This window comes from Aeromonas sp. FDAARGOS 1415, from assembly GCF_019048365.1.
GTDB classification, from domain to species: Bacteria; Pseudomonadota; Gammaproteobacteria; order Enterobacterales; family Aeromonadaceae; genus Aeromonas; species Aeromonas taiwanensis.
The window spans coordinates 2,845,007-2,860,346 of record NZ_CP077363.1 but is presented as its reverse complement, the minus strand read 5'-3'; the positions used below and the strand labels follow the sequence as shown (position 1 = coordinate 2,860,346).

Below are 15,340 nucleotides of genomic sequence, written 5' to 3'. Positions count from 1 at the left end.
TGCCGGCCACTCAGGGCCAGCCAATCCGTACTCCGGTCCCCTGTCTACCCCTCTCCCACCAGGCTCACCGCCTTGATGTAGGCGTAGAGGCGCATGGCCGGCGTCAGGGCGAGCCGCTGCGCAGAGCGGCTGGTGATCCGGGCCAGCAGTATCTGCTGCCCGAGAGCCAACTGCAACAGGGTCTGCCCGGGTCGCACCTCCCGCACCTCCAGCAGCCGGGTCTCGAGGCAGTTGGAGAGGCTGGAGTGCACGATGGGCTCGGTGGCGATCACCAGATCCCGCGCCGCCACCTTGATCTGCAAGGGGCCTGCTTCATCGGGGGCATGCTCCATGGTCACCATCAGGGTCTGCTCCCCGAGTCGCAGGGTCGCCATCTGCTCGTGCTCGTCGTAGTGGGACAGGGTCGCCGAGAGCATGACCCCGACGTCGTCGCGACTGGCCAGCGACAGGTCGGTGCGGGCGAAGATCTCCTCGGGGGTGCCCTGGGCCTCCACCCGTCCCTCTGCCAGCAGCACCAGTCCATCGCAGAGCAGGCTCACCTCCTCCATGGCGTGGCTGACGAAGATCATGGGGATGCCGCTCTCCTGCTGCAAGCCCTTGAGCACGTGGGCCTGATGGATGCGGCTGCGCCTGTCCAGCGCCGAGAAGGGTTCATCCAGCAGCAGCAAGTCGGGCTCGGCCAGCAAGGCCCTGGCCAGTGCCACCCGCTGACGCTGACCGCCGGAGAGGCCGTGGGCCGGTTGCCCCAGCAGCTCGGCAAAGCCGAGGCGCGCAGCCAGATCCTCTGGCTGCCAGCGCCCCCTCCCCTTGCGAGCCGCCAGTTGCAGGTTGCCGAGCACGCTCAGGTGGGGGAAGAGACGAGCATCCTGAAACACCAGCCCGATGCGCCGCGCCTCGGGGGGCAGGGCTGCAAGCTCGCGCCCCTGCCAGCGCAGGGCATCGCCCGGGGCCTTGTCGAGCCCGGCGATGATGCGCAGCAGGGTGCTCTTGCCACAGCCCGAAGGACCGAACAGGCCGAGGATGCGGCTGGGGGGCAGTGCCAGATCGCACGCCAGGGTGAAGGGGCCGAAATCACGTCTGGCCTTGAGGTAGAGGTTCATCCGAACAGCCTCCGTTGCCGACGTTGCAGCACGCCGTAGACCAGCACCAGCATCACCAGGGAGAAGCCCATCAGGCCGCCTGCCAGAATATGGGCATTCTGGTAATCCATCGCCTCCACGTGATCAAACAGGGCGATGGAGAGCACCTGGGTCTCCCCGGGAATGTTGCCGCCAATCATCAGCACCACCCCGAACTCCCCCAGGGTGTGGGCAAAGCCCAGCGCCGCCGCCATCACGAAGCTGGGCAGCGTCATGGGCAGGATGATGCGAAAGAAACGCTCAAACGGGCCCATCCCCAGGGTGGCGGCAGCCTCCAGCTCCTTGTTGCCCATGTTGACGAAGGCGGAGGTGAGGGGCTGTACCACGAAGGGGAGCGAATAGATGACGGAGGCGATGAGCAGGCCGAGAAAGCTGAAGGCGAGCGGGGCCCCGAAGGTCTCCCGCCACCAGCCACCCAGGCCGTACTCCGGGGAGAAGGCCAGCAGCAGATAGAAACCGAGCACGGTAGGCGGCAGCACCAGCGGCAGGGCCACCATGGCCTCCACCAGGGGCCGCAGCCGGTGCTGGCTGCGAGACAGCCACCAGGCGAGCGGCGGCGACAGCAGCAGCAGGATGGCAGTGGTGCTGGCCGCCAGTTTCAGGGTCAGCCAGACCGCCAGCAGATCCCCTTCACTCATAGGGTCCCCTCTCGGGTGTCGATAAAAAAACAGGGCGCCATCATGACGGGCGCCGCCTTGGGACACGTCAGGCACCGGATCTGGCCAGCACGGGGCTGGCCGGCCCCCGGCAGACGCCGGGCGCTTACTGTGGCAGGGCGTAACCCGCCGCCTTGATCTGCGCCTGTCCCGGCCCCTTGAGCCAGGCCACCAGGGCATCCACCGCCGCCCCTTTCTTCAGCACCAGGGCCTGCTGCTCGATGGGGGGATAGAAGCTGGCCGGCACCGCCCAGGCTTCGCCGGTCTTGCCCGCCTCCACCAGGTTGGCCCAGGCGACGAAGCCCAGCTTCGCATTGCCGGTGTCGACGAACTGCCAGGTCTGGCTGATGTTGGTGCCGGTCAGCACCCGATACTGCTTGGGATCGATCTTGAGATGGGCCAGGGTCGCCATGGCGGCAGCGCCATAGGGCGCTGTCTTGGGGTTGGCGATGGCCAGCTCCCCCTGCCAGTGGCGCAAGGTGGCCTCGTCGGGAGCTGGCCCCCCCTTCTGCCAGAGGCCGAGCTGACCGATGGCATAGGTGAAGCGTTCGCTCCCCTTGCCTTCCGACTCCAGCTTTTGAGGGGTCGCCACGTCGGCGGAGAGGAAGAGATCGAAGGGGGCGCCGTGGGTGATCTGGGTATAGAGCACGCCGGTGGCCGCCGAGCTGATGACAACGCTGTGCCCCGTCTTGGCGGTGAACTCCTTGCCGATGCGCTCCATGGTGCCCTTGAAGTTGGCCGCCACGGCCACCTTGACCTCATCGGCCCGGGCCGCACCACTGAATATCGCGCCGGCACAGGCCCCCAGCAACACCACGGTTACGAACGCTTTCATTCCCTTACTCCCTTGACGGTCGGCACAGGGCCGACACCCGGATTGAGACGAGCCCTGGGCTCACTCCCCTTGTCGCCAGCGGGCCGCGGCGGCGTCATCGCTCGCCCTGGCCTCGACCCAGCGTTGCTCCCCGTCGGCGGTCAGCTCTTTTTTCCAGAACGGTGCCCGGGTCTTCAAAAAATCCATGATGAAATGGCAGGCCTCGAAAGCGGCCTCGCGGTGGGCACTGCTCACCGCCACCAGCACGATCTGATCCCCGAGCAGCAGCTCGCCGATGCGGTGAATAAGGGTGCACTCCTGCAGCGGCCAACGGCGGCGTGCCTCGGCGACGATGTCCGCCAGCGCCTTCTCGGTCATGCCGGGGTAGTGCTCAAGGGCCAGCCCCTTGACCGCGTCCCCCTGGTTGAAATCCCGCACCTTGCCCACGAAGGTGACGATGGCGCCGCTGTCATGGCGGACGGCGAGCCGTTCGTACTCCTCGGCCAGCGAGAAGTCCGCCCGCTGCACCAGGATGCGATCGGTCATGGTTGCCTCGCTCATCGTCAGCCTCCAGTGACCGGGGGGAAGAAAGCGACCTCATCCCCGTCGTTGAGGGCCGTCTCCAGCGGCACCAGGGTCTGGTTCACCGCCACCAGCAGTTTGCCGGCTTCGAGTGCCAGGGCCCACTTGTCACCCCGCTCGCTCAGGGCACTGCGAAGCGCCTCGGCGGTGGCATGCTCGCAGGGCAGGCTCAGCTCGTCGCAGCCCACCAGCTCCCTGACCTGCGCAAAAAACAGTACCTTGATCATGCGTTCTCTCCTGCACCGGCATTCAACTGGAAGTGACCGGACTTGCCGCCCTTTTTCTCCACCAGCCGCAGCTGTTCGATCACCATGTCCTTTTGCACCGCCTTGCACATGTCGTAGATGGTGAGCGCCGCCACGGAGGCTGCGGTGAGGGCTTCCATCTCCACCCCCGTCTTGCCCGAGAGCTTGCACAGGGTGCGGATGTGGACCCTATTCTGCGCCGCCAGCGGCTCTATCTCTACCTCCACCTTGGTGAGGGCCAGGGGGTGGCAGAGGGGAATGAGGTCGGCGGTCTTCTTGGCCGCCATGATGCCGGCGATGCGGGCGGTGGCAAAGACGTCCCCCTTGTGGTGCTGGCCGCCGAGGATCAGGGCCAGGGTTTCCGGCGCCATGGTGACGAATGCCTCGGCACGGGCCTCGCGCTCGGTCACCTGCTTGTCGGTCACGTCCACCATGTGGGCCTCACCGCTCTGGTTGAGATGGGTCAGGTTCATGTATGCCCTTATCGAAGAATAAGACGGATGATCCGGGGAACCCCCGGGATCACAGATGGGACACGAAGTTGCACGGCCGGGTGCGGGCGTCGAGCTGATCCCGGATCAGCTGCTCCCACCCGAGCTGGCAGGCGCCGGTCGAGCCAGGCAGGCAGCAGACGAGGGTACGATTGGCGAGCCCTGCCAGCGCCCGGCTCTGCATGGCCGAGCCCTTGATCTCCGCAAAGGAGAGCTGGCGGAACATCTCGCCGAAACCCTGGACTGTGCGCTCGAACAGCACGCCGACCGCCTCGGGTACCCGGTTCTGTTCGTTGAACCCCGTCCCGCCGTTGACCAGCACCACCTGGACGCCCTCGTCGGCAATCCAGTCGCTCACCCGGGCCCGGATGCGAAACAGGTTGTCCGGGCAGAGCGCCCGGTCCGCGAGCTGGTGCCCGGCCTCGGTCAGTGCCGACACCAGGTAGTCGCCGGAGCTGTCGTCGGCGGCGGTGCGGCTGTCGGAGACCGTCAGGACGGCGATCTTGAGGGGGATGAATTCGCTGTGTTTGGGGGCCATGGGGCATTTCCTGTCAATGATTGACCACGAGAGGATGGGATGAACGCGCCGCCCGGTCGGGTCGACCGAAGCAGGGCAACCCGGGCGTCGCGCTACCGGGGCGGGATTCTATCAAAAGTTGTCGGGCAGAGGGGGTCATGGCCCCATAAAAATCGCGGGCCACCGGATCCGCGAGATCCGGTGGCCCGGCTATCAGAAGCCTGCGACGCCTTTCATGTCAGGCAGTTGATGCGCAATCCCCTTGTGGCAGTCGATGCAGGTATTGGCCCCGCTTGCCAGGTTGGTGGAGTGCATCTGGGACGCTCGCCGCCCCTGCAGGGAGAAGTCCATGTACTCGAAGTTGTGGCAGTTTCGACACTCGCGCGAGTCCGTATCCTTCATCCGCTTCCATTCCCGCTCTGCCATCTCGCGCCGGTGCGACTCGAACTTCTCGCGGGTATCCACCTTGCCGGTGATCATGCCCCACAGCTCCTTGGAGGCCTGCACCTTGCGAATGATCTTGTAGGTCCACTCGTGGGGTACGTGGCAATCCGGGCAGCTGGCGCGCACGCCGGAACGGTTGGCGTAGTGGATGGTATCGCGGTACTCCACGAACACGTTGTCCTTCATCTCGTGACAGCCGGTACAGAACTTCTCGGTGTTGGAGGCTTCCATGGCGGTGTTGAAGCCACCCCAGAAGATGACGCCGCCGAAGAAGCCCATCAGCAGGATGACCCAGAGGGCTGCCTTGGATGGCGACTTGAAGGTGGTCCACAGACGCTGGATAAAACCGGGTAATTTCATCTATGGGTTCCTCAGTTCAAGGCTTCAACTGGTTTAAACGTATTTTCCACCAGGGGCTTGGCATCCGCTTGCGGCACGTGGCACTGCAGGCAGAAATAGCGGCGGGGAGAGACTTCCCCCAGGGTCTGGCCATCGCGGGTCTCGAAGTGGGTCGGGCTTATCTTGGGCGCCTTCATCTTGCTGGCGTTCTTGAAGCTGTGACAGGCCAGGCACTTGTTGACCTTGTTGTCCACCTCGTAGTTGCGAGTGTCGTGGGGGATCAGCGGGGGCTGATGCATGTACTGGCGATCATAGGTGTCGCCGTCCTTGCGGTAGTTCTTGAGCGGGGCCGCGTCCGCCTCGGTCACGAGATCCGTGCTTCCCCGTTCCGACTTGATCCCCCCCGTGCTGTTGGTGATCTCGGGGACGGCCGCCATCAAGGAACCCGCCATCAGACAGGCCAGCATTGCTCCAATCAGCTTTTTCATTATTTGTTCTCCGACGTTTTCTCTGCCTTGACGGCAAAACCTGTAGTGATTTCGAAAACTTGCTCCGCGCAGACATCGATGCAACGGCCGCAGTTGGTACACTCCTGGGCCACAATCAAGGGCCCGTGACCGCGTTTGGCCCCGTGAACCGGGCCGCGCAGTATGGGTCGCTCCGAGCAGACTGCATAACAATCCATGCAGTTGCTGCACCGCTCGCGCCCATTGGCTGCAATCTTGATAAAACCGACCCGGTTGACCAGGGCATAGAAGGCCCCCACCGGACAGAGATGACCACACCAGCCCCGCTCCACCACGAAGAGGTCGAACAGGAACAGGGCCGCCAGCAGGCCCCAGCCCGCTCCCATGCCAAACAGCAGGCCCCGAAGGGTGAGCGACACCGGGTTGACCAGCTCCCACACCAGCACGCCAGTGATGGCGGGTGCCACCAGCACCATGGCCAGCAGCCAGTAGCGGGTGTGGCGATTGAACTGGCCGTTGCCCTTGAGGCCGAGCCTGGCCCGAACCCAGGCGGCGGCGTCCGTCACCAGGTTGACCGGGCAGACCCAGGAGCAGAACACCCGTCCCCCGACCAGCCAGTACCCGGCGAGCACCAGACCCGCACCGAGCCAGAGGGTGGTGAGGGGCCAATGGCCCGCCGCCACCGACTGCAGCAGGGTCAGGGGATCCGTGAGGGGCACCGTCTCCAGCAACAGGGAGCTGGAGAGGTTACCCTTGAGGATCCAGATGCCCGCCAGCGGCCCCAGCAGGAACAGCGCAAGCACGCCGACCTGGCTGAGCCGGCGCAGCACCAGAAAGCGGTGGGCGCGCCACCAGCCCAGCCTGGCACTGGCCTCGGCCCCCGGATAACGACTCATAGCCCCTCCGGTTTGCGGGTGGGCAGGGTGAGCCTGTCGCCGATGAGGGACTTGCCCGCCTTCGCCTTCTCTTCCCAGCCGAGCCGGTAGTGATGGCCCAGCTCCCCCTTGGCGAGCCGATGGGGCACCACCTTGATGGCCGCCTCCTCCAGCACGCAGGCGTGCTCGCACTTGCCGCAGCCGGTGCAGGACTCGCTATGCACGGTCGGCAGGAACATGGCGTGCTTGCCGGTGCGCGGGTTGCGTACCAGTTCGAGCGAGATCGCCTTGTCGATGAGCGGGCAGACCCGGTAGCAGACATCGCAGCGCAGCCCCAGGTAGTTGAGGCAGGTCTCGTGGTCGATGAGCACCGCCACCCCCATGCGCGCCTGATCGATGTCTGTCATCCCCTGATCCAGGGCACCGCTCGGGCAGGCCGCCACGCAGGGAATGTCGTCACACATCTCGCAGGGGACGCTGCGCGCCTCGAAGTAGGGGGTGCCCGTGGTCACGGGGTCCAGCAGCCGGGCGAGCTTGAGGGTGTCGTAGGGACAGGCCTCGACACAGAGCCCGCAGCGAACGCAGGCACCGAGGAACATGTCCTCCCCCAGAGCCGCCGGCGGGCGCAATGCCTGGGCCGGCACCGCCTGGGCCTGCTGACGCGCCACGCCGCCGAGCCCCATGCCAAGCAGGCCCACTGAGCAAGCCCCCTTGGCGAGGTCGGTCAGGAACTGGCGACGACTACGGCTCATCCCGGATCCCGCCTCAGGCCTTCATGACCTTGACGGCGCACTTCTTGTAATCCGTCTCCTTGGAGAGCGGATCCGTCGCGTCCAGGGTCAGCTTGTTGACCAGCTGGCTCGCATCGAAGAAGGGCATGAACACCAGACCTTTGGGCGGACGGTTGCGGCCGCGGGTCTCGACCCGGGTCTTCACCTCACCACGGCGGGAGGAGACGATCACCTCCTCGCCACGGCGCACGCCACGGGCCTTGGCGTCTTCCGGGTGCATGAAGAGCACCGCATCCGGGAAGGCGCGATAGAGTTCGGGCACGCGGCGGGTCATGGTGCCGGTGTGCCAGTGTTCCAGTACGCGGCCGGTGGAGAGCCAGAGATCATACTCCTTGTCCGGCGACTCGGCGGCCGGCTCGTAGGGCAGTGCGAAGATCACCGCCTTGCCGTCGGGCTTGCCGTAGAAACGCACCCCTTCACCCGCCTTCACGTACGGGTCGAACCCTTCGCGATAGCGCCACAGGGTCTCCTTGCCGTCCACCACGGGCCAGCGCAGGCCGCGGGCCTCGTGATACTGATCGAACGGTGCCAGATCGTGACCGTGGCCGCGACCGAAGATGGCGTACTCCTCGAACAAGCCCTTCTGCACGTAGAAGCCGAAGTGATCCGCTTCGTCATTGAGCGCGCCCTTGCTCTGCTCTTTCGGGAACTGGTTGACCTGGCCGTTGGCATAGAGCACGTCGAACAGGGTCTTGCCCTTGAGCTCCGGCATCTTGGCGATGAGTTCGGCCGGCCACACCTCTTCCACGGTGAAACGCTTGGAGAACTCCATCAGCTGCCACAGGTCGGACTTGGCCCCTTCCGGTGCCTTTACCTGCTGGTGCCAGAACTGGGTGCGGCGCTCGGCGTTGCCGTAGGCCCCCTCCTTCTCCACCCACATGGCGGTGGGCAGGATGAGGTCGGCTGCCTGGGCGGTCACGGTCGGGTAAGGATCGGAAACCACGATGAAGTTGGCCGGGTTGCGATAGCCGGGCAGCCCCTCCTCGTTCATGTTGGGACCGGCCTGCATGTTGTTGTTGCACATCACCCAGTAGGCGTTGAGCTTGCCGTCTTTGAGCATGCGGTTTTGCAGCACGGCGTGGTAACCCACCTTGTCGGGGATGGTGCCTTCCGGCAGCTTCCAGACTTTTTCAGCGATGGCGCGGTGCTTGGGCTCGGTCACCACCATGTCGGCCGGCAGGCGGTGGGCGAAGGTGCCCACTTCCCGGGCGGTGCCGCAGGCGGAGGGCTGGCCGGTCAGGGAGAAGGGGCCCGAACCCGGCTGGGAGATCTTGCCGGTCAGCAGGTGGATGTTGTAGCAGAGGTTGTTGGCCCAGACGCCACGGGTGTGCTGGTTGAAGCCCATGGTCCAGTAGGAAACCACCTTCTTGCTCGGGTCGGCATAGAGCTGGGCCAGCTTCTCGAGCTTGTCCTTGGGCACGCCGGAGAGCTTGGAGACGGACTCCAGATCGTAATCCGCCACGAATTTCGCGAAGTCGTCGAAGCTCATGGGGGTGGAGTCGCCGTTGTCCGGGTTCTTGGCCTTCTGCTGCAGCGGGTTGGTGGGGCGCAGGCCGTAGCCGATATCGGTGGTGCCCTTGCGGAACTGGGTGTGCTTGTTGACGAACTCCCAGTTCACCTTGTCGTTCTGGATGATGTAGTTGGCGATGTAGTTGAGGATCGCCAAGTCGGTCTGCGGGGTGAACACCATGCCGTTGTCCGCCAGCTCGAAGCTGCGGTGCTCGAAGGTGGAGAGCACGTGCACCTGCACGTCCTGATGGGACAGGCGGCGATCGGAGATGCGTGACCAGAGGATGGGGTGCATCTCGGCCATGTTGGAGCCCCACAGCACGAAGGCGTCGGCCTGCTCGATGTCGTCATAGCAGCCCATGGGCTCGTCCATGCCGAAGGTACGCATGAAGCCCACCACCGCGGACGCCATGCAGTGGCGCGCGTTGGGGTCCAGGTTGTTGGAGCGGAAGCCCGCCTTCATCAGCTTGGCGGCGGCATAGCCTTCCCACACGGTCCACTGGCCGGAGCCGAACATGCCGACGGCGGTCGGGCCCTTCTCTTTGAGGGTCGTCTTGAACTTCTCGGCCATGATGTCGAAGGCCTGATCCCAGCTGATGGGGGTGAAGTCGCCGTTCTTGTCAAACTTGCCGTTGGTCATGCGCAGCATGGGCTGGGTCAGGCGATCCTCGCCATACATGATCTTGGACAGGAAGTAGCCCTTGATGCAGTTGAGGCCGCGGTTCACCGGTGCGTCGGGATCGCCCTGGGTCGCGACGACGCGGCCTGCCTGGGAGCCCACCAGCACGGAGCAGCCGGTCCCGCAGAAGCGGCACGGCGCCTTGTCCCAGGTGATGGCGGTCTTGTCGGTACTGGTGATCAGGTTCGCCGCCAGGGTGGGGGCGCTGACACCGGCCACGGCAGCGGCTGCCGCCACCGCATTGGCCTTCATAAAGTCGCGTCGACTCAGCTTCATGACATATCCTCGCATTGCTTAATCACATCAATGACAGCCATTGTGACGAGCCGCGCTGGCTCAGCTCCATGGCGCTTATTCCTTGCACTGGGCATCAAGTTCATCGAACTAGTGGTAACAATAGACCCGGCATCGTTTTTTTCATCCGTGGCGACCATCGGGGGCCTCTCGCCGGCCCGACCTCATGGCTCGCTACTCCTCGACTTCGCCTTCATCGAACTGGTGATAGATGAGGGAGGCGGAGAGCACCCCCGGCATCGCCGAGATGGCGTCGATGGCCGCCATGATGGGCCGCTGGCTTGCTCCCTCCAGGGTCACCACCAGCTTGCCCTCCTCGCTGACGGCGTGGATCTCGGCCCCTTCCAGGGTGGCGATCCGCTCTGCAAGCTGGTGACGCTGGGCCGGCTGGGCCAGCACCACCAGGCTCGATACATGGAACTCTTCTCGCTTCATCTCGCTGCTTTCCAAGGTGCTCATCTCATGGGTCATGTCGCCTCCCCGCCGTGGGCGAGGCCAATCCTGATACTGCCGACCGGACAATCCGCCACACAGGCACCACAGCCATTGCACGACTCGGTCTGGATGCTGGGGGTCGGTACTCGCCCCAGCTGGGGGGAAAAACGGATGGCCTGCTGCTCGCAGCTGTCCTGGCAGCGCTGGCAGAAGACCTGGGCGCTGGCCAGACAACCGGCCTCGATATGGGCCACATACTCCCAGGGCGTCTGGGTTGTCGGTCGAAAGACAGGCGCCTGGCAGGCGTCGACACACTCGGCGCAGAAGGTGCATTCGCCACGCAAAAAATCCACGGTGGGGAAGCCACCGTCGCCCTTGACCAGGATCTGTTCCGGGCAGGCCGTCAGGCAGTCACCGCAACGGGTGCAATCGGTAATGAACTCGTCCCAGGAGACGGACCAGGGCAGCTGGACTCCGGGTTTGGGCGTCGTCAGGCGTCCTCGCAGCAGGCCGCGGCGTGACAGATTGATCCCATCGGCCATATCGACTCCTCTTCACAGGGACAGAACCCTGCGTGGATCCCGTGAGTAGCATTTTCAATACCAATTATAAGCGTGGGTGTATATTGCGACTCTGACAAGTCCAGCGATATACCACCAGGGAGATAAACAGGGGGGATTCTTGCGCTGGATCAAACCCTTGGCGCAATTAGGCGAAAGAGGGGCAAGGCAAATTACCCCTATGGGAGGATTGCTAATTAATCGATGACGATTCGGGGGGAGCGACCCGGCGTCAGCCGCCGATGGACGCCAGGTGAGGGGTCATGCCGGCATTGCCTTCGTGCAGACGGTGGGTGGCGGCCTTGCCGGTCAACGCCTGGCGGATCCGCGCTTGCAGCGCATCCTGCTGGTCGTCGTCAGTGAGCAGGTCACGCAGTTCCACCCCGTTGTCACCAAAGAGGCAGAGGTGCAGCTTGCCCATGGAGGAGACCCGCAGCCGGTTGCAACCGGCGCAGAAGTCCTTGCTGTAGGGCATGATAAGCCCGACCCCGCCACGCGATTCCGGGTGCATAAACACCTGGGCAGGGCCGTCGTCCAGCCCGCGCAGCTGCTGCACCCAGCCCGTCTCCAGCAGTCGCTGCTTGATGAGATCGCCGCTGGTGTGGCGGTCACGAAACAGGGTGTCCATCTCGCCGGTCTGCATCAGCTCGATGAAGCGCAGCTCGATGGGCTTGTCCTGGATCCAGGCCAGAAAGGTGCCCAGCTCATGGTCATTGAGTCCCTTGAGCAACACGGCATTGATCTTCACCGATTTGAAACCGGCAGCCAGCGCGGCGTCTATCCCCGCCATCACGTCGGCCAGCTTGTTCTCGCCGGTGATCTGGTGAAACTGCCGGGGATCCAGGCTGTCGACGCTGACGTTGAGGGCCGTCAGCCCCGCATCGAACCATTCGCGGGCACGCTCTTTCAGGCGATAGCCGTTGGTGGTCATGGCCACCTTCTCGATGCCAGGGGTATTGGCAACCGTCTCTATGATGGCGGTAAAGTCACGGCGCAGGGAGGGCTCACCGCCGGTCAGGCGCACCTTGCGCGTCCCCATGGCGGCAAAACCGGAGACGACGCGGCGTATCTCCTCCAGGGAGAGGAAGGACTTGCGCCCCTCTGTGCCCCCTTTCGGAGGGTGATACCCATCCGGCAGACAGTAGGTACAGCGAAAATTGCACACGTCGGTAACCGACAGGCGCAAATAGTAAAAGCGACGGGAAAAACCATCTTCAAGTGGCAACATAAACACCTTTCCAAATACGGGAGGCCAGGGCATTTCTTTCCTGACCCTTTCAGCTCGAACAACGGCTGACGGCGATCTCCCCCTATCTCAATGACTTAGGCAAAATCGCTCGGAGTTCATCTAGTTTTTCGATGCTAGCACAACTTGGAGTACACTCCCATGCTACTTTGTGGGGTCTTTATGGCTGTGAGGGGAGCCTGTCGGCATGGGAAAATGGTTCAGAGTGCACTCGGTCAGCAGCGCCATCGGTCGTTCCATGGTGCTGATCCTGTTCATGGCCAGCCTGATCGCCGTGGTGGCCATGGTCACCCTCTTCTATTCGGTGCCGGACGCCAAGGCCATCAACCTGTCTGGCTCCTTGCGCATGCAGGCCTACCGGATGGCCTACGAAATCGAGAAAGACCAGCCCGTCCTGGGTCGGCTCGCCCAGTTCGAGCAGACCCTCAACGCCCCCGAACTGCAGGAGACCCAGCGCTGGATCACCCCCGCCTCCCTGCGCCGCACCTATGGCGAGGTGTTGCTGCAGTGGCAGATGATGCGCGAGCACATCGAGAACGCCACTCCCAGCCGTTATACCGACAATACCGAGCAGTTCGTCGCTGCCATCGATGATTTCGTCAACCAGATGCAGTACCACGTCGAGTTCAAGGTGCGCATGCTGGCCCTGGCCGAGGGGCTCGGCCTGCTCGCCATCATCACCATCGCCTGGTGCACAGTCCGCTTTACCCGCCAGCAGGTGGTAGCACCGCTCAATCAGCTGGTCTTGTGCGCCCGCCAGATCCAGCGCCAGGAGTTCGATCTCACCCTGCCCCCCCACTGTGAGAACGAACTGGGAGAGCTGTCGGGGGCGTTTGCCACCATGGCCGCAGAACTCGGCAAGCTCTATCGGGAGCTGGAGAGCAAGGTAGAGGAGAAGACCGCCAAGTTGCAGCAGGCCAACGACACCCTCTCCTTCCTTTATTCCACCGCCCAGAAACTGCACGCGGCACCGCTGAGCCGGCGCACCCTGCAAAAACTGCTGGAACGAGCGGCCGCCCACCAGCACATCGATTACATCCGCCTCACCCGCTTCGAGCACAATGCCATGCCCGTCTATATCACGGGACGCAAAGGGTGGCCCGGCGATCTCGAGGCCGTGGTGAGTTTCTACCTGCAGATGGATGACGAGGAGTACGGCCGGCTAGACATGATAAGCACACATCCCGTCGACGAGCGCCTGATGAAGAACTTCTCCATGCTGCTGGCCCAGGTGCTGCACAAGGATCAGACCCTGCTGCAGCATCAGCGCCTGCTGTTGATGGAGGAGCGGGCCGTCATCGCCCGCGAGCTACACGACTCGCTGGCGCAGGCACTCTCCTATCTCAAGATCCAGGCCACCCTGCTCAAGCGATCTTTTGCCAAGGGGGATACCGCCAAGACCGAGGCCGCCATGCAGCAGATCGACGAGGGGCTTGGCAACGCCTATACCCAGCTACGCGAGCTGCTCGGCACCTTCCGCCTCAGCATCGGCGACGCCAATCTGGGCGAGGCCATCGGTGTCATGCTGGAGCAGCTCAAGCCCCAGACCCGGGCCGAGATAGGGCTTCAATACGGTCTGACCGATACCGATCTCGAGGCGGGACAACATATCCACATCCTGCAGCTGATCCGTGAGGCAGTCCTCAATGCCATCAAGCATGCCAACGCCGAGCGCATTGACGTTAGCTGTGAGACCCTGGCTGATGGTAACATTCTGGTTCAGATTGCAGATGATGGTGTCGGAATAAGGGGTGCAAGCTCGGCAGTGAATCACTACGGTCTCAGCATCATGAATGAACGAGCCAGCAAATTGCACGGCCAGTTGACCATCAGTGAGCCGCCTTGTGGAGGCACCCGCGTACACCTGACCTTTCCCACCAGCCTAACAAGAGATGCCTGATGGACGAGATGAAATACAGTGTTCTGGTCGTAGATGATCACCCCCTGATGCGCAAAGGAATTGTGCAGTTGCTGGAATTGGAAGAGAACATCGAGGTCGTCGGCGAGGCGTCCAACGGCACTGACGCCGTGGCCATGGCCAAGGAGTCCGAGCCGGACCTCATCCTGCTCGACCTCAATATGAAGGGCCTGTCGGGCCTCGATACCCTCAAGGCACTGCGGGCCGAAGAGGTCACCTCCCGCGTGGTGATCCTGACCGTCTCCGATGCCCGCCAGGACGTGGTGGCCCTGCTCAAGGCAGGTGCCGATGGCTACCTGCTCAAGGACACCGAGCCCGACATGCTGCTCGCCCAGCTGGCCGATGTCATGACCGGCAAGCAGATCCTGAGCGAGCCGCTGCGCCCCTACCTCGAGAACATCTACGAGCTGGATCACCTGCAGCAGAAGCTGGAGAGCCTGACCCGACGCGAGATGCAGATCATGCGCGAGATAGCCAAGGGCCTCTCCAACAAGCAGGTGGCTTCCGTTCTTCACATCTCGGAAGGCACGGTCAAGGTGCACGTCAAGAGCCTGCTCAAGAAGCTCGAGGCCCAGAGCCGCGTGGAGGCGGCTGTGATGTATCTGGAACAACGCAACTAGGCAACCGGCCCCCGCGCCAGCAAGCTCGCCCCCCGGCGCCTTGCTGGCGTGCCCCCTTTGGGCCCTCTCTGGTTCATGGGTGTAACAACCCTCTGCGTGAAGCGGCTGCCGTCTCTTTGGAACAACAGTGCCAGGCAACCCGCCCGCAGCAGCAAACATGGCCTCCCCGGCACTTATCTGACCGGCCTCTCCCCTTCGTCCTTGTGGTTCATAGGTGTAACAGCACTTTACTGAGTAAATGCATTATTATCTTCAGGATGTCGTTCACTGGCCTGAGGAGAAAACGCATGACTGCCGAACAGATAGAACTGGTGCAAAGGGCATGGGGCAAGGTCACCGCCCTGAGCACCACCTATGTCGAAGAGGTATATGAAGAGCTGTTTCGCCTGTCACCGGAGCTGCGCACTCTCTTTCCCAGTAATCCGGAAATGCCCGTCACCAAGGTTGCCGACACCCTGAATACCGTCATTACCAGTCTGGATCAGCTGGATGCACTGAGCTTCATCATTCGGGATCTCGGCAAACGGCACCAGAAATTCAATGTGCAGCCAGACCAGTTCGTACCCCTCAAGCAGGCGTTAACCCTGGTCTTGGCACGGCGCCTGGGGGAGTACTTCACACCCGCGCTGGCTGACGCCTGGTCGCAGATGTACGACGAAATCGCCGTCCTGATGAAGGAGGGACTGACTCGGAACACCGAATCCATTCACTGATCCGGC

The 15,340-nt window shown here is 63.4% G+C and carries 18 protein-coding genes and 1 riboswitch; of the genes, 3 read left to right on the top strand and 15 right to left on the bottom strand.

Features of this window, described 5'->3' with window-relative positions:
- Nucleotides 1-44 precede the first annotated feature (44 nt).
- From modC to moaA, 15 genes are all read right to left on the bottom strand, one after another.
- Nucleotides 45-1,100 carry a molybdenum ABC transporter ATP-binding protein gene (gene modC, locus I6L45_RS13645; RefSeq protein WP_210600196.1) on the bottom strand — a complete coding sequence of 352 codons (1,056 nt, stop codon included), beginning with the start codon at nt 1,098-1,100 and terminating at the stop codon, nt 45-47.
- Nucleotides 1,097-1,777 (bottom strand): molybdate ABC transporter permease subunit, encoded by a 681-nt coding sequence (modB, locus tag I6L45_RS13640; protein WP_010674165.1) that lies wholly within the window; start codon nt 1,775-1,777, stop codon nt 1,097-1,099. Before modB ends, modC begins: the two co-directional genes overlap by 4 nt.
- A gap of 124 nt (nt 1,778-1,901) precedes the next feature.
- The gene (gene modA / locus I6L45_RS13635; protein WP_216982328.1) at nt 1,902-2,630 is read right to left on the bottom strand and encodes a molybdate ABC transporter substrate-binding protein; all 729 of its coding nucleotides are present in this window, start codon (nt 2,628-2,630) and stop codon (nt 1,902-1,904) included.
- Between the two features lie 60 nt (nt 2,631-2,690).
- Nucleotides 2,691-3,170, bottom strand: a complete 480-nt coding sequence (moaE, locus tag I6L45_RS13630; protein ID WP_134695938.1) for a molybdopterin synthase catalytic subunit MoaE — start codon at nt 3,168-3,170, stop codon at nt 2,691-2,693.
- A gap of 2 nt (nt 3,171-3,172) precedes the next feature.
- Nucleotides 3,173-3,418 (bottom strand): molybdopterin synthase sulfur carrier subunit, encoded by a 246-nt coding sequence (gene moaD, locus I6L45_RS13625; protein WP_216982327.1) that lies wholly within the window; start codon nt 3,416-3,418, stop codon nt 3,173-3,175.
- Nucleotides 3,415-3,909 carry a cyclic pyranopterin monophosphate synthase MoaC gene (gene moaC / locus I6L45_RS13620; RefSeq protein WP_043761777.1) on the bottom strand — a complete coding sequence of 165 codons (495 nt, stop codon included), beginning with the start codon at nt 3,907-3,909 and terminating at the stop codon, nt 3,415-3,417. Before moaC ends, moaD begins: the two co-directional genes overlap by 4 nt.
- A 49-nt stretch (nt 3,910-3,958) precedes the next feature.
- Nucleotides 3,959-4,465, bottom strand: a complete 507-nt coding sequence (gene moaB, locus I6L45_RS13615) for a molybdenum cofactor biosynthesis protein B (protein ID WP_134695935.1) — start codon at nt 4,463-4,465, stop codon at nt 3,959-3,961.
- A 192-nt stretch (nt 4,466-4,657) separates the two neighbouring features.
- Complete coding sequence (locus tag I6L45_RS13610; protein WP_134695934.1) at nt 4,658-5,248, bottom strand: cytochrome c3 family protein; 591 nt, start codon at nt 5,246-5,248, stop codon at nt 4,658-4,660.
- Nucleotides 5,249-5,259: 11 nt separating this feature from the next.
- Nucleotides 5,260-5,715 (bottom strand): nitrate reductase cytochrome c-type subunit, encoded by a 456-nt coding sequence (locus tag I6L45_RS13605; RefSeq protein WP_043761781.1) that lies wholly within the window; start codon nt 5,713-5,715, stop codon nt 5,260-5,262.
- Nucleotides 5,715-6,590, bottom strand: a complete 876-nt coding sequence (gene napH, locus I6L45_RS13600; protein WP_216982326.1) for a quinol dehydrogenase ferredoxin subunit NapH — start codon at nt 6,588-6,590, stop codon at nt 5,715-5,717. The genes I6L45_RS13605 and napH overlap by 1 nt, the downstream gene beginning before the upstream one ends.
- On the bottom strand, nt 6,587-7,321 hold the full coding sequence (gene napG, locus I6L45_RS13595) for a ferredoxin-type protein NapG (protein ID WP_216982325.1): 735 nt from the start codon (nt 7,319-7,321) through the stop codon (nt 6,587-6,589). The genes napH and napG overlap by 4 nt, the downstream gene beginning before the upstream one ends.
- Before the next feature lie 13 nt (nt 7,322-7,334).
- On the bottom strand, nt 7,335-9,824 hold the full coding sequence (napA, locus tag I6L45_RS13590) for a nitrate reductase catalytic subunit NapA (protein ID WP_210548266.1): 2,490 nt from the start codon (nt 9,822-9,824) through the stop codon (nt 7,335-7,337).
- A 192-nt stretch (nt 9,825-10,016) separates the two neighbouring features.
- Complete coding sequence (locus tag I6L45_RS13585; RefSeq protein ID WP_231557822.1) at nt 10,017-10,301, bottom strand: chaperone NapD; 285 nt, start codon at nt 10,299-10,301, stop codon at nt 10,017-10,019.
- An 8-nt stretch (nt 10,302-10,309) separates the two neighbouring features.
- Nucleotides 10,310-10,819 carry a ferredoxin-type protein NapF gene (napF, locus tag I6L45_RS13580; RefSeq protein ID WP_216982324.1) on the bottom strand — a complete coding sequence of 170 codons (510 nt, stop codon included), beginning with the start codon at nt 10,817-10,819 and terminating at the stop codon, nt 10,310-10,312.
- 250 nt (nt 10,820-11,069) lie between these two features.
- Nucleotides 11,070-12,065, bottom strand: coding sequence for a GTP 3',8-cyclase MoaA (gene moaA / locus I6L45_RS13575; protein ID WP_216982323.1), 996 nt, complete (start codon nt 12,063-12,065; stop codon nt 11,070-11,072).
- A riboswitch (molybdenum cofactor riboswitch) is annotated at nt 12,053-12,192 on the bottom strand. (Overlaps the previous gene by 13 nt.)
- A 78-nt stretch (nt 12,193-12,270) precedes the next feature.
- Here moaA and narQ point away from each other — a divergent pair.
- From narQ to I6L45_RS13560, 3 genes are all read left to right on the top strand, one after another.
- Nucleotides 12,271-13,983, top strand: a complete 1,713-nt coding sequence (gene narQ, locus I6L45_RS13570) for a nitrate/nitrite two-component system sensor histidine kinase NarQ (RefSeq protein ID WP_043761788.1) — start codon at nt 12,271-12,273, stop codon at nt 13,981-13,983.
- On the top strand, nt 13,983-14,621 hold the full coding sequence (narL, locus tag I6L45_RS13565) for a two-component system response regulator NarL (protein ID WP_043761789.1): 639 nt from the start codon (nt 13,983-13,985) through the stop codon (nt 14,619-14,621). Before narQ ends, narL begins: the two co-directional genes overlap by 1 nt.
- 287 nt (nt 14,622-14,908) lie before the next feature.
- The gene (locus I6L45_RS13560) at nt 14,909-15,334 is read left to right on the top strand and encodes a globin domain-containing protein (protein WP_216982322.1); all 426 of its coding nucleotides are present in this window, start codon (nt 14,909-14,911) and stop codon (nt 15,332-15,334) included.
- Nucleotides 15,335-15,340: the final 6 nt, after the last annotated feature.

Coding starts and splice junctions, on each gene's coding strand:
- I6L45_RS13585 (WP_231557822.1), bottom strand. CDS start 10,301: ATGAGCACCTTGGAAAGCAGCGAGATGAAGCGAGAAGAGTTCCATGTA.
- narQ (WP_043761788.1), top strand. CDS start 12,271: ATGGGAAAATGGTTCAGAGTGCACTCGGTCAGCAGCGCCATCGGTCGT.
- modB (WP_010674165.1), bottom strand. CDS start 1,777: ATGAGTGAAGGGGATCTGCTGGCGGTCTGGCTGACCCTGAAACTGGCG.
- modA (WP_216982328.1), bottom strand. CDS start 2,630: ATGAAAGCGTTCGTAACCGTGGTGTTGCTGGGGGCCTGTGCCGGCGCG.
- napA (WP_210548266.1), bottom strand. CDS start 9,824: ATGAAGCTGAGTCGACGCGACTTTATGAAGGCCAATGCGGTGGCGGCA.
- napH (WP_216982326.1), bottom strand. CDS start 6,590: ATGAGTCGTTATCCGGGGGCCGAGGCCAGTGCCAGGCTGGGCTGGTGG.
- I6L45_RS13560 (WP_216982322.1), top strand. CDS start 14,909: ATGACTGCCGAACAGATAGAACTGGTGCAAAGGGCATGGGGCAAGGTC.
- moaD (WP_216982327.1), bottom strand. CDS start 3,418: ATGATCAAGGTACTGTTTTTTGCGCAGGTCAGGGAGCTGGTGGGCTGC.
- moaA (WP_216982323.1), bottom strand. CDS start 12,065: ATGTTGCCACTTGAAGATGGTTTTTCCCGTCGCTTTTACTATTTGCGC.
- I6L45_RS13605 (WP_043761781.1), bottom strand. CDS start 5,715: ATGAAAAAGCTGATTGGAGCAATGCTGGCCTGTCTGATGGCGGGTTCC.
- moaB (WP_134695935.1), bottom strand. CDS start 4,465: ATGGCCCCCAAACACAGCGAATTCATCCCCCTCAAGATCGCCGTCCTG.
- I6L45_RS13610 (WP_134695934.1), bottom strand. CDS start 5,248: ATGAAATTACCCGGTTTTATCCAGCGTCTGTGGACCACCTTCAAGTCG.
- narL (WP_043761789.1), top strand. CDS start 13,983: ATGGACGAGATGAAATACAGTGTTCTGGTCGTAGATGATCACCCCCTG.
- napG (WP_216982325.1), bottom strand. CDS start 7,321: ATGAGCCGTAGTCGTCGCCAGTTCCTGACCGACCTCGCCAAGGGGGCT.
- moaC (WP_043761777.1), bottom strand. CDS start 3,909: ATGAACCTGACCCATCTCAACCAGAGCGGTGAGGCCCACATGGTGGAC.
- moaE (WP_134695938.1), bottom strand. CDS start 3,170: ATGAGCGAGGCAACCATGACCGATCGCATCCTGGTGCAGCGGGCGGAC.
- napF (WP_216982324.1), bottom strand. CDS start 10,819: ATGGCCGATGGGATCAATCTGTCACGCCGCGGCCTGCTGCGAGGACGC.
- modC (WP_210600196.1), bottom strand. CDS start 1,100: ATGAACCTCTACCTCAAGGCCAGACGTGATTTCGGCCCCTTCACCCTG.